Annotated in this window: 11 protein-coding genes; 9 read left to right on the plus strand and 2 right to left on the minus strand. The window is 41.3% G+C overall.

The features are described 5' to 3' along the window. Positions 1–196: 196 nt before the first annotated feature. The 9 genes from ACRHOZ_RS07375 to ACRHOZ_RS07415 all read left to right on the plus strand — a co-directional run bounded on the left by ACRHOZ_RS07375 (position 197) and on the right by ACRHOZ_RS07415 (position 9,640). Positions 197–1,717, plus strand: a complete 1,521-nt coding sequence (locus ACRHOZ_RS07375; protein ID WP_431124038.1) for an amino acid adenylation domain-containing protein — start codon at positions 197–199, stop codon at positions 1,715–1,717. A 65-nt stretch (positions 1,718–1,782) separates the two neighbouring features. Continuing rightward, entirely contained in the window at positions 1,783–1,992 is a 210-nt protein-coding gene (locus tag ACRHOZ_RS07380; protein WP_420399331.1) for an acyl carrier protein, read from the plus strand. Continuing rightward, positions 1,989–3,056, plus strand: coding sequence for a 3-oxoacyl-ACP synthase III family protein (locus ACRHOZ_RS07385; protein WP_420399330.1), 1,068 nt, complete (start codon positions 1,989–1,991; stop codon positions 3,054–3,056). Before ACRHOZ_RS07380 ends, ACRHOZ_RS07385 begins: the two co-directional genes overlap by 4 nt. 6 nt (positions 3,057–3,062) lie before the next feature. After that, on the plus strand, positions 3,063–3,278 hold the full coding sequence (locus ACRHOZ_RS07390) for an acyl carrier protein (protein WP_422351235.1): 216 nt from the start codon (positions 3,063–3,065) through the stop codon (positions 3,276–3,278). A gap of 302 nt (positions 3,279–3,580) precedes the next feature. Continuing rightward, positions 3,581–4,819 carry a GNAT family N-acetyltransferase gene (locus ACRHOZ_RS07395; RefSeq protein WP_431124042.1) on the plus strand — a complete coding sequence of 413 codons (1,239 nt, stop codon included), beginning with the start codon at positions 3,581–3,583 and terminating at the stop codon, positions 4,817–4,819. Between the two features lie 9 nt (positions 4,820–4,828). Then, positions 4,829–6,016 (plus strand): GNAT family N-acetyltransferase, encoded by a 1,188-nt coding sequence (locus ACRHOZ_RS07400; protein WP_431124044.1) that lies wholly within the window; start codon positions 4,829–4,831, stop codon positions 6,014–6,016. 17 nt (positions 6,017–6,033) lie between these two features. Beyond that, positions 6,034–7,197 carry a GNAT family N-acetyltransferase gene (locus ACRHOZ_RS07405; RefSeq protein ID WP_431124046.1) on the plus strand — a complete coding sequence of 388 codons (1,164 nt, stop codon included), beginning with the start codon at positions 6,034–6,036 and terminating at the stop codon, positions 7,195–7,197. Positions 7,198–7,200: 3 nt separating this feature from the next. After that, complete coding sequence (locus tag ACRHOZ_RS07410; protein ID WP_431124049.1) at positions 7,201–8,655, plus strand: MBOAT family O-acyltransferase; 1,455 nt, start codon at positions 7,201–7,203, stop codon at positions 8,653–8,655. 4 nt (positions 8,656–8,659) lie between these two features. Next, positions 8,660–9,640, plus strand: coding sequence for a hypothetical protein (locus ACRHOZ_RS07415; protein WP_431124051.1), 981 nt, complete (start codon positions 8,660–8,662; stop codon positions 9,638–9,640). A 238-nt stretch (positions 9,641–9,878) separates the two neighbouring features. Here ACRHOZ_RS07415 and ACRHOZ_RS07420 read toward each other — a convergent pair whose 3' ends face one another. Then, positions 9,879–10,814 (minus strand): PorP/SprF family type IX secretion system membrane protein, encoded by a 936-nt coding sequence (locus ACRHOZ_RS07420; protein ID WP_431124053.1) that lies wholly within the window; start codon positions 10,812–10,814, stop codon positions 9,879–9,881. A gap of 21 nt (positions 10,815–10,835) precedes the next feature. Further along, positions 10,836–13,826: a gliding motility-associated C-terminal domain-containing protein gene (locus tag ACRHOZ_RS07425; RefSeq protein WP_431124056.1), complete on the minus strand. Its 2,991-nt coding sequence runs from the start codon at positions 13,824–13,826 to the stop codon at positions 10,836–10,838. Positions 13,827–13,843: the final 17 nt, after the last annotated feature.

Genomic DNA, 13,843 nt, shown 5'->3' on the forward strand with positions numbered 1-13,843 from the left:
GTGTCTTTGAATGGTCAAGTTTCCAAATACATTTTGTCACCCCCAAATTTGTTAATCAGCAGAAAAGTAAGCAATCGGATTTCAACTGAGTTCGGCAACAAGTACACAGATCATCCTCCTAGCAATCGTAATCAGCTATGGAATGGTTTTCTTGTCGTCACAGATTTCAACCTTTTTATGTGTTTAGCGTACCATTATGATAAAAATTAACCTAATTGAATATTTCGAAAGTACCGTTGATAAATTCCCGGATAAATTAGCCGTTGTAGACGGTACTTCCCAATTAACTTTCAAGGAGTTAACCCAACGCGCAAAACTTATAGCAACCCAAATAGCTAAGAAAAGTGATGCCATTAACAGCCCTGTTGCCATCTATTTGCCAAAAACCAATGATGCCATCGCTTCGTTTTTGGGTACCATGTACAGTGGCAACTGCTATACCCCGTTGGACACAAAAAATCCAGTTCCGAGAATTGAGGCCATTCTAAAAGCTTTAAAGCCCTCATGCATCATCACAAACAACAAATTCTTGGCCAACCTTCAGAAATGTGATCTGGACGTTGACATTATCAATTTGGACGAGCTCGATGTCAATGAGAAGGTAGACGAAAGTTTCAATTACAAAAAATGTGTGGATACCGATCCTGCCTATATTCTACATACCTCAGGATCTACAGGAGTACCTAAGGGTGTCGTTATCTCACATCTATCCATAATCGATTATATCAACTGGGTCGCCGACACTTTTGACATAACCGAAAACGAAAAAATCGGGAATCAGACCCCATTTATCTTTGATATGTCCACTTTGGATATTTATCTCATGATATTCAGGGGCGCGACACTTTATATCATTCCCGAACAAAAATTTATTTTCCCCGCCACCTTGTTGGATTACATCAACGAACATGAAATCAATTTCATTTTCTGGGTGCCGGCGGTCTTGGTCAATATTGCCAATCTTAAACTCCTGGATTCAAACAAGATCCCTACCGTACAAAAGGTATTGTTTGGTGGAGAGGTAATGCCTCCCAAGCACTTGAACTATTGGATCAAAAGCTTGGAAAGGGAGATTGTTTATGGCAATATGTACGGCCCAACAGAAATAACGGGAACCTGTGTCTACCATATTGTAGATGATTCTTTTAATGAGGACGAGTCCTTGCCTATTGGCATACCCTGTAGAAATACGGATATCCTTGTATTGAACGATAAGGACGAGCTTTGCGAGGTAGGTGAACAAGGGGAATTATGTGTTAGGGGCTCATCCCTGGCCCTGGGCTATTGGAATAATTTTGAGAAAACCAATACGGTTTTTGTGCAAAATCCGTTAAATAAGTCAGTACCTGAAAGAATCTACAGGACTGGTGATATTGTCTTTTTAAACGAAAAAGGAGAATATATCTATATCGGAAGAAAGGATTTTCAAATTAAGCTTTCTGGATATAGGATCGATCTAGGGGAAATAGAACATTATATTTTAAGTGTATTCGATACCATAAACGCCGGCGTGTTTTTTGATAAGGCGAATGAGGAAATCGTTTTGGTGTACGAATCGGAAACCGAAATACCTGTAAAGGATTTCAGGATAAAGCTAAGGGAGGTATTGTCCAAGCATATGATACCTACCAAATACATTAAGATGGATGTATTGCCCAAGTCAACCACGGGAAAAATTGACAGGGCCTTGTTAAATAAACAAATTAATAATATATAGGGTATCTCAAAAGATGCACATAACTAACAATACGGTTCAATTTGAAAGATAAAATTTTAACATTCTTGACGGAGATCAGACCAGAATTTGATTTTTCTGAAAGCAGTAATTTCATTGAAGAAGGCATGTTGGACTCATTTGATATAGTGAGTTTGGTTGCTTCCCTGGATGAAGAATTCGGAATATCCATTGACGGTACTGAAATTTTACCTGAAAACTTTTCAAGTGTTGAAGGTATTATTCAATTGCTTAACAAAAACGGAGTTACGGAATGAACCTAAAATTTCGAAATAAGAAAATTACGGGGATTCTTACGGTTTTGCCTGAGAATGAGGTCAATTTTGATGATGAAATTGACAACTATGACTTCTCGCGGGCACAATCCATGAAGCTTAAGCTGATTATGGGTTATGGAAAGCGTAGGGTCGTAAAAGAGGGTACTGCAGTATCCGATTTATGCATTTATGGCATGAATTACCTTTTTGACAAAGGTCTTTTAAAGAAGGAAGACGTTGATGGTATCGTGTTGGTAACCCAATCCCCGGACCATTTTGTTCCAGCTACAAGCCACATTATCCAAGGAAAGCTTGGATTAAAACAGGATATGATGTTGTTGGACATTAACCAAGCGTGTTCTGGATATCCCGTTGGTCTTAACCAGGCCTTTATGCTGTTAGATCAGGAAGAGGTGAACAAAGTAGTCCTCCTGAATGCCGATATGATGAGTTGCAAAGTTTCTGCCAAGGATAGGGGTAGCCGTCCATTGACGGGAGATGCAGCTTCCATTACCATCGTAGAAAAAGATTCCAATGACAGCACCATTTATGGTACCATTAACGTGGACGGAACAGGTGCGGAGTCGTTGATCATACCCGCAGGTGGATTTAAAATGCCCTCTACACCAGAGACAGCAGAACTACAGACGGATAAGAATGGAAATTCCAGAGCATTGGATCATTTGGTCATGAAGGGTGATGACGTTTTTAATTTTGTGCAAAAACAGGTGCCTCCCATGATTGATAATTTACTGTCAAAGGCGAATTGCGACAAGGAGGATGTGGACTATTACCTATTCCATCAGCCCAATAAGTTTATGCTAAAGAAGCTTGCTGATAAAATGGGGGTGCCACATGATAAAATGCCGCACAATGTTGTTGAGAACTTTGGAAACGCCAGCGGTGTTAGTGTTCCTACCGCCATTACTTTCAATTTAGCGGATAAACTACTGACAGAGTCATTTTTGGTTTGCATCGCAGGTTTTGGTGCCGGTTTGAGCTGGGCCTCCCTGCTAATGAAATTGGAAAAGCTCGATTTTTGTGAAATGATTGACTATAAATAACAACGAATGGAAAATTTTGAAACTTCAATTGCTGAATTGCTGGAAGAAGAGGCTGTAGGTCTAAGCGATGAACTTCAATCTTTTGAAGCTTGGGACTCATTGACTGTTTTGTCCATTATTGCCTTTTGTGATTCAGAATATAGTGTACCGTTATCTGCCGAAGAAATTGAAGGCTCAGGTACGGTTTCTGGATTAAAAGAGTTGATAGAAAGCAAAATGTGATCCTGTTTCAGCTATGAGAAAGAGGTCGCAAATCCACTTGGCCCAAAAAACATTTACCAGTGGAAAATTGCATGGATAGATGATTTAATCCAGTGGTTGTGGCGGATAGCCCCCATATATTGATTTTGGTAGTTACCTTTTGTTAGTTACGTAAAGTCATTTTCCCCAAAGAAATGTACAACTGCTATGTTTGGTACCTGGTTAAATAACCCAGGAATAAGTGCAATCAATGGAGAAATGAAATAACAAAAAAGGTGTACAGCACATTATTTCTAAAATGATGCGCAACGCAATACTACAAAATGATCAATACCAACCCCTTCAATTCAACCACTTTTCTATCTTTCTGGTCCAAGCATTTCTTGGGGGACAAGAAGGCCAGCACTTTCAATTTTGCCAAAAACCTTTCATTTTACGAGTCCAAGATTCCCGGTCTGCACATCAATGCAGGTAAAAATTTGACCAAAGGGGTACACTACGAGTTCGACCCAAATTGCGGAAAAGAAGAAAAGGGTAAGACCTTTCTTATTTATGATGTTATTGATTTCGACACAATAAATGAGGACATCAAGAATTGTCCATTAGGTCTATATCCGGTTAAACAATATCCAGGGTTCCTTATAGAGCTTGGTGACTTTAGTTCCTTGGATGACTATATGTCCAAGACCTTCAAAAAAAGTAGCCGCTATAAGTTGAGGAAATACAAAAAAAGGCTTGAGGAGTCTTTCCATGTTTCCTTCAAAGCCCATTGCGGTGAAATATCAAAAGAGGAGTATGATGCTATTTTTGATAGTTTCCGAAACCTTTTGGAGAAACGCTTCGGGGAAAAACAAATTTCCAACAATAACCTAGATCCCGAAGAATGGAACTTTTATAAAGACGTGGCATATCCCATGATTTTGGAGAAAAAGGCCGTACTCTTTGTCCTGTACAACAACAACGAGCCTATTAGCGTAACCTTGGGCTACCTATCGGACAAAAGAATATTTGATGCCATTACGGTTTTTGACATAGATTATGCAAAGTTTCATTTGGGAAGCATCAAAATCATGAACTTGATAGACTGGTGCACCAAAAATGGTTGGGATATCCTTGACTTTTCCAAAGGATATTTCGATTATAAAACCCGCTGGGCCAATAAAAAGTTCGATTTCCACTATCACATTGTATACGATAAAAGCTCTTTTAAATCTCGAGTTTTGGCCTATACACTTAAAAGCTTGTTTTCCTTGAAACAATACTTAAGGGAGAAAAAACTCAATGAAACCTTGCATCGATTTACATATGCCTTAAAAAACAATAAAAAGGAAAGTTTGGATTACCAATTTTTGGAGGTGGATGATAGACAAACCCAAAAAGAATTGGCCCCTTTAGATCTTAGTTTATCGGAACATAGTTCGCTAAAAGGGATTTGCTATGAGTTTTTATATCTCCATCAAGAACATTTGGAAAATCTGAATGTATTTAAGATGGATGAAACGGACAAGACCTTCCTTTTGGTTGGCCAAGACAAGAAAATGGGTGTAAAACTAAACGTATAGCAAAAAGGTATGGGAATTGTCAAAATCTCCAATTACAATTTTACCTTTTGTCTGTTTAAAGAACAGCATGTTCCACCTATTTACCATACGATTCGTAATACCCGAACAGGGAAAAATTATGTAAACCCCGATTCAACCCTATCAAAAGCCTGGTTATCCAGAATTACGGAAATACGATGCATTCCCGAGTATCTAAAACCTGTGTCACACACTCTTGATAATCAACTTAAAGAATTAAAAATTAGTAGAATAAAAGGTTTTCATATTGATCTTACCGGGTTTTCATGCGTCACGGACTATATGAACTCCAAAATGGGCTCCAAGCAACGAAGTCGATTAAAAAGTAGGATGAAAAGGCTTGAGTCCTGTTTTGATATCCGCTACGAGGTATACTTTGGAGAGATAGAAAAAGACAGGTATGAGGAGTTGTTCCACAACATGCAGGAACTTATTAAGCGTCGATTTGATCAAATAGGCAGGGAATTCAATCAAGCTGGAAAACTAAAAGCACTTAAAAAAAGAGCATTTGACTTGATCTTGGATAAAAAAGCTTCTTTTCATATCATCTATGCGGACTCCCGCCCCATCGACATCTGTCTGAATTTTCATTTTCAGGACATCCTAAATGGTGCCATTAGATCCTACGATATTGATTACGCCAAATTTGGGCTTGGGCATATAGACATTACCAAGCATGTGGAATGGTGTTTGGAACACAACTATGGGATTCTTGACTTTATGTGGGGGGACCAGTCTTACAAATACGACTGGTGCAACAATGTTGCCTTTCTTGGTCATCACATTTACTATAATCCCAACTCTTTGGTGCATCGATTGATCGTCCCATTGAGAGTTTTGACCTATCGATTTAAGGATTACAAGGAGGCTAAAAAGGCGGAAAAGCAAAAAAAAGCAGCTCTAAGCCGCACGGCCAACAAAGCCAAGCCTACGGAAAGACCCGAAATTCAGGAAATAGACTTACAGAACAAGACTGACGCATTCCTGAGCGAACCCTATAAAGAGGTTAGCATTCATACAGCTACCTATTTTTGGCTTAAGCCCCTGGTTTTCAATTTTCAATATCAATATCGGGATCATTCCACGGACATCACTGTGAGGGAGTTGACCAATCTTTCAAATACGTACCTTGTGTTGGGAAAAAATAAAGGTATCAAAGTCCTAAGGTCAAGCATATAAGCGTAACCAACTGTTTTATGAAAAAAGAAAGTGTATCGCTATTTACTGACCTATACATAAAACAAGGGCCTATTTCCCAAGTGTATTCCCATATTCGGCTCTCGGACGGGCAAGACAACCTCATTGATCATTCAAATACCTCGGATAAAGACAAAAAAATCTATTCCTTTTCGCATGTACCGGACCATCTTAAAATCAATGTTTTTGATTCAGAAGGTATGACAAAAAGAATGTTCCCCACAGTCAAGGGTCATGCAATCCGATTGGATGGTTATTCCAGTGCGGACGATTATTTACGCCATCAAAACAAAAAGCAACGCGAAAACATTAACCGCGCGCGCCGCAGACTGGAAAGCTGTTTTGATATACAATACAAGCTGTTCCACCACCAAATAGAGGAATCGGATTACCAATTTTTAATGGAACGCTTAAGATCCATGATAGTCCAAAGATTTAAGCAGCGTGGACAGAAAAGTAGCACCCTGGCCATCTGGGATAAAGTATATGCCACTTCCTTTGATCTTATAAATCAGGGAAAAGCCTCATTGTTTGTGGTTTATGACAAGGATTTGCCCATAGCCTTTTCCTTTAATTATGTCTATGATCGGCTGTTGTTTGGCTACATTTCCTCCTATGATTTGGATTATGGCAAGTTTAGTCTTGGTCAAATCGTAATCTACAAATTATTGGAATGGTGTATGGATAATGGATTTATCCAATATGATATGGGCTGGGGCGATTTGGATTATAAAAAGTGGTGGTGCAATACCAGCTACCGCTTCAATCATCATTTTTATTACCCAAAGTACTCCATAAAAGGATTTTTACATGCCCAATTCAAGGGCAACAGATCTAGGATTTTGGCGTTTCTAATAGCTAAGGGAGTCAATACCAAAGTGAACAGAATCAAGAGAAAATTGAAGGGACAGCCTATGAAACCAAATTTGGGTCCACAGTACAGGTTTATGGATGTGGATTCCTCCCAAACAGGGCCATTGGAAGAAATAAAAGTGGATTATGAAGAATTACCCTTTAGCAAAAAAGTGATTAACGATTTTCTTTTTGCGACCCAGGAACATTCGGATCATGTGACTCTCTATTATTCCGCTAACAAGGACCACTATATTTTAAAAGGCCAAAAAAAAACAAAATCAATCCTATTCAATCCAACAAACCAATAATACATGTTATTTAATTCCATTGAGTATCTGCTATTTCTCCCTGCAGTTTTTTCCCTGTATTGGTTTGTGTTCAAAAAAAATGTTGTTGTACAGAACATTTTCCTCATTGGCGCCAGTTACCTCTTTTACGGTTGGTGGGATTGGCGGTTTCTGTTGTTGATTTTCCTCAGTACGGTTGTCGACTTTTTCGTTGGACAAAAGATTTACCAAAATATAGATGTTAAAAGGAAGGCCAGGTATTGGTTATGGGTCAGTATGGCATTTAACATTGGTATGCTAGGTTTTTTTAAGTACAGTAATTTCTTTGTGGATTCCTTTATTGACCTGTTCCACACCTTGGGTTATGACATAAAGAGCACTTGGACGCTCCAAGTTATTCTACCAGTGGGTATCTCCTTCTATACCTTCCAAACCATGTCCTACTCCTTTGACATTTACTATAAGAAACTAGTCCCCACCAAAAACTTTATTGCGTTTACGGCCTTTGTATCCTTCTTTCCGCAATTGGTTGCCGGCCCAATTGAAAGGGCTTCCAATCTATTGTCTCAAATAACGAATAGTCGGGTTTTTAATTATGCACAGGCCAGTAGTGGTTTAAAGCTCATTTTGTGGGGCCTTTTCAAGAAAATGGTCATAGCCGACTCATTGGCCCCGCTTGTGGATGATATTTTTGCCAATTATGGTACCTATTCTGCCTCTACCTTGATTATGGGGGTCTGTTTTTTTAGTTTTCAGGTTTATGGGGATTTTAGTGGATACTCTGATATCGCAATCGGAACTGCCAAACTCTTCGGGATTGAGCTCATGTCCAACTTTAAGTTTCCCAATTTCTCCAGAAATGTGGCGGAGTATTGGCAGCGATGGCACGTCTCGCTATCCACTTGGTTCAGGCATTATCTGTATATACCCATGGGTGGGTCAAGGGTCAGCAAGCTTAAGTCTGTAAGGAACATCATCGTCATTTTTGTGATCAGTGGTTTTTGGCATGGGGCCAACTGGACCTTTATATTTTGGGGAGCGTTACATGCTCTATTCTACATCCCCGTTTTCTTAATGGGCAGAAACCGAATGTATGCACATAATGTGGTAGGTGAAAACAGGATCTTCCCTACCCCATTTGAAATTTTCCAGGTGCTTTTGACCTTTGCTTTGGTCACTTTTTCCCGCATTTTCTTTAGATCCCCCACTTTGACGGATTCATTTCAATACATAGACCAAATCATCAACAACTTTACCTATGAATGCTATATTAACCCTATGGGGTATAGGATGATGGACTATTATGTGTTGCTGGCATTTTTTGTAATTTATGAATATCTGATTCGAAAAGACGAACGCAGTCCGTTCAAATTCAAATCCAAGACGGTGCGGTTTTTAATGTATACCATTATTGTCCTGGCCATGCTCCTATTCTATGATGATGGGGTGAACCGTTCATTTATCTATTTCCAATTCTAGCCGTATGAAGAAGTTAGTGTTAAAATTATTGTTATACATATTTCTGATTCTTCTACTATTGGAGATAATGGTAAGAGCCTTTCATTTGTATGCCGAAGACCCACCACGATTTATAGATGATTTGGGTGTGGAAAAGCGTGTGCCCGGGTATCGGGGCTATTCCGTTACCGGAAATCGCAATCAAAATTTTTCCGAGTTCAACATCAACAAGGCTGGGTTTAACTCCCATAGAGAATTTACCCCCTCAAAGGATAAATATGAAATTGCATTGATTGGGGATTCCTTTATAGAGGGATTCCATCAGGATTTTGACAACTCCATAGCCGTTAAGATAGAAGCGCAACTGGATGATACCGAAGTTTATCAATATGGCTATGCAGGTTATGATCTGGCTAACCAAATGCATCTCATCCACGCTTATAAACAGCAGTTTGACCTGACGGATGAAATTATCCTGTATCTCAACTATCAAAGTGATCTTTACCGTGGTTCGTATGAACCCAACGTGGGGCGAATTAAAAAGTTATCCTCCACCATTTTTAAGGTAAGAGACAATATAAAGCTGCTTTCCTATGGTTCCAAAATTGGTGTTATTGAGCCTATCAAGAATTTGTTGACAGGACGATCTCTGGATGACAACCCCGACCAACGATTCCAGGAGCATTTGGAGAAACTGGAGCATCAAGAAACCCCTGAAACCCAAAAGCAGTTTTTGGACAACTTTAAAAGTCTTGTGGAGCTGTACGGTTATGATAAATGCAAGACTACCCTTTTGCTGGACTCCAGAAAAACCAGCGATTCGTTTTTAAAGTATTGCCGAGAAAACAATTTTAAGTACATCGATTTTGCGCCTACTTTTGAGCTCTCTGAAAAACCAGTTACACTTATTTATGATCGGCATTGGAACAATCACGGAAGGGATTTGATCGCCAAGGTTGTTTCGGAATATTTTAAAACCTTGGACAGAGCCCAAGAATGCGAGTAGCGGTGTGATGGATTCCTTGAACGCTACCTTCAAACTCCTAAAAGGTATATTAAGCTTTTAGTTATAAAGATGGGTTAAAAAGGAATGCAATCAAGTTTGCCATAATAAATAAAGACCAAAGCGTAAGAGCTTCCACTATAGGTCATCTCTAAATCGCAATGGTCAAATCAATATCAAGCGGTAAAAGAAAGAGCCTTGTTGGGAGTAGTTTTCCCCCAACAAAGCCGAGAGTCCGTTTCTAATAAAAACGGCCGCTTACGTTTCTTCTATTAATTCTATTGATAAAGTCATATCTCAGAAAAACTTCGAATGACCCATCATTGAATTGTGTACTTCCCAAAGTAGATGTTTCCACATCATAGGCAAGCCCCACTAGGAACTTTTCAGCAAACTTAACTCCAAAAAGAGCGCTTACTGCGGAATCCAATCGATATGCTGCTCCTACCGAGAACTTATCGTTAAAGGTCATATTGGCGGTCAAATCCACCTGAACAGGACCTCCACTTACAGCTCTAACCAAAAATCCTGGTTGCAAAACAAGGCTAGGATTAATTTCATATCTGTATCCAGAGATCAAGTAATAGGTCATTCTATCCTTGGCCAGGAAGGAAGTCCCATCGGAGGAATTATCAAAATGCTCAGTTTCCAACAAACTTGGCACAGAAACACCGGCAAAGAACTTTTCTTGATAGTAATACACCCCTAGTCCCACGTTTGGCGAGAACTTGCTATCTATATTGGGTAGATTGGGTTCTACGCCATAGTTTACAAGTTGGGTGAAATCCACATTCAGCAGTTCTCCACCAACATTTAGCCCAAAGGCCAAACTGCCCTCGCGGGAAGCTGGAATGGTATAGGAAAACGCGAAATTGAAATCGGTTTGCTGCACGGTTCCATCCCCAATATTGTCATTGATTACGGTCAATCCTCCCCCAAGTCTTTCAGATAAGGGGCTTTCTATGCTCACTGTTTGTGTTTTTGGTGCTCCATCCAGGCCAATCCACTGTGACCTGTGCAATGCCGTAACACTTAGGACGTTTCCTGCACCTGCAAAAGCTGGATTAACCACAATTGTGTTCAGCATATATTGCGTATACTGCGGATCCTGCTGGGCATTGGTCATATTGACAATTCCCAAAGCTGTGATTAACGTAATTATAATGGACTTTTTCATTGTAAGTTTTTCTTAAGTTTTTTATTGGTTAATGTACAAGTATCCAGAGGCATTTCTAGATCGACCTTCATCTACATAATTGATTATATAGAAGTATACTCCAGCCGGTAGTACATTTCCTTTATTAAGTGAAGCCCCGGTATTCGCAATTCCTGCAAAAGCGTTGGAACTGTTGTCATAATTATCCGTTCTGAAAACCGTGGCTCCCCATCGGTTAACAATTTCCACACTATTGTTGGCATACAATTCAATGTTCTCAATTCTGAATATATCGTTGATACCATCTCCATCAGGAGTCAAAATGGAATTCCCGATTTCAACACCACAAATGGTTCCTTGAGGCGGTGTTCCACCTTCCGAATCACATGGATCCAATGGATCGGTCTCATCAGCTACTTCCTGACCATCTTCAATGGTATCGCCATCGGTATCAGGGTTATCAGGATCAGTCCCCAAAGTAACTTCCTCATCGTCGCTTAGTCCGTCATTATCCCTATCACAGAACGTTTCGGGTAGCGGAGTACCTCCTATGGAGTCACAATCATCAAAAGGGTTGGTTCCATCAGTAACTTCTTGACCGTCATTGATGGTATCACCATCCGTGTCGGCATTGTAAATTTCTGTTCCAAGGGTAAGTTCCTCACTATTGGTTAGACCATCACCATCACAATCAGCTGCTGCCCAAATAGCATTTGCGGAATCATATCCTGTATAGCCTTGAGCTTGGGCTGGATCACAAGGGTCATTGGGATCAGTGCCGTCATTTACCTCTGCATCGTCAAGAATTCCATCTCCATCAGTATCGTTGGACGCCTCATAGGGGTCAGTACCGTTGGTAACCTCGTCCCCGTTGGTTACGCCATCACCATCACAATCTGCGGCCGCCCAAGTTGCGTTAGCAGCATCATATCCTGTATAACCTGGAGCTTGAACCGGGTCACAAGGATCCGCTGCATCCGTTCCATCATTAACTTCGTTATCATCATCTATTCCGTCACCATCCGTATCAATCATCTGGTAGGGATCTGTGCCGTTGGTAACTTCCAAACTGTTCACCAAGCCATCACCGTCGCAGTCTGCAGCTGCCCAAATGGCGTTGGTGGCATCATATCCGGTATACCCCGCAGCCTGGACCGGTAAACAAGGATCTAAGGCTTCAGCAGGTGTTGCCTCGGCGCCATCTCCAGTACCGTCACCATCTGTATCAGTATTATAGGGATCAGTTCCGTTAGTGTCCTCATCTCCATTGAGCACGGTATCACCATCACAATCCCCGGCAGCCCATAAGGCATTGGTGGCAACATAGCCTGTGTAGCCAGCTGCCTGGACAGGAAGACATGGGTCAACTGCTTCTGCTGGAGTAGCCTCGGCATCGTCCGTGGTACCGTCACCATCCGTATCGGTATTATAAGGGTCAGTACCGTTAGTATCTTCATCTCCATTTAGAATAGTGTCGCCATCACAATCCGCAGCTGCCCAAATGGCATTGGCGGCATCGTAACCAGCGTAGCCTGCTGCCCTGACCGGTAAACAAGGGTCAAGAGCCTCAGCTGGTGTAGCCTCAGCACCATCTCCCGTACCATCGCCATCTGTATCGGCATCATAAGGGTCGGTACCGTTGGTGTCCTCATCCCCATTCAAAACCGTATCGCCATCACAGTCGCCAGCTGCCCAAATGGCATTGGTAGCATCGTAACCTGTATAACCTGCCGCTTGGACAGGAAGACAAGGATCAACTGCTTCTGCAGGAGATGCCTCAGCGTCATCCGTGGTACCGTCACCGTCTGTATCCGCATTATAGGGATCGGTGCCATTAGTGTCCTCATCGCCATTCAAAATGGTATCTCCATCACAGTCCCCTGCAGCCCATATGGCATTGGTGGCATCATAGCCGGTATAGCCAGCTGCCTGGACAGGAAGACAAGGGTTTAGGGAGTTTGCACCATCCGTGACGTTATTCACTCCATCTCCATCGTCATCACATTCATCCGAAGTAACGGCGGCGTTGGTACTGCTTACATCAGCCTGACCAGCACCAGCAATGGTTGGAATACCATTTAAATCAACCGTATCACCTAAACTATCAGCTGCGTCAATATCGGCCAAAGTAAATCCACCATCTCCTTCCAAGGCGTCGACACAAGTATCGTTATCACTATCCGTATCAAAATGATCTGCAATCGTATCACTGTCGAAATCCCTATAGGCACAGTCCCAAGTCATGTTTGAAATGAGAATTGCCATTCCACCAGGAGTAGCAGCAGTTGTTGTGGGATCCACATTCATGAATTCTACAAAAACATCGTCCACCGGATAACTCAAAGAATACACAACATCACCTATATCTGGGGTTCCGTTAACCCAGGCATTACCCCTAAAAAAGCCTCCTCCTACATCAGTCACGGAAGATCCTACGGTATAATCCGTGGTTGGGGTGGGGGTAATTTCTTGGCCCTGGTTTGATATGGTAACTTTTACCTGTCCAATATAAGGATCTCCATCTACTACATCCCTCATATCCACATCCACAATCCTAAAAGAAAGTCCCACTACAGGTCTGTCAAAACTTACCCGATATCTCAGAATGTTTACACTGTCCAAAAACTGGGCTGTACCTGCTTGCAACAGCAGTCCTTCAACGCCATTAAATGTAGTGCCACTGGTGGCAAATCCGCCGTTTAGCAATTCTGGGAAATCCGTCTCCGTATTACTCGCGGTAATACCGGTTCCATCACTTGCAGTGGAAGTTGCAGTTGATGCAAAATCATCACCTGGATCACCTCCCGCCCAAGTTAGGGATCCCCAAGCCATATCAAGTGGATCCACATTGCAATCGTGCTCGTCGGAATCCAAAATCCCGTCATTATCATCATCAAAATCCGCACCGTTCAGGACTCCATCCCCGTCAAAATCCTCATCGTTTGCCGTCTGGGCAAATGCACTTGAGCTTATCAAAAACATTAGAAAGGTCAGTAAAGTAATCCCTTTCCCTTTTAAAATTGAATGAATCATCTGGTTATCTATTTATC

Source organism: Flagellimonas flava, from assembly GCF_050617915.1.
Classification (GTDB): domain Bacteria; phylum Bacteroidota; class Bacteroidia; order Flavobacteriales; family Flavobacteriaceae; genus Flagellimonas; species Flagellimonas flava_A.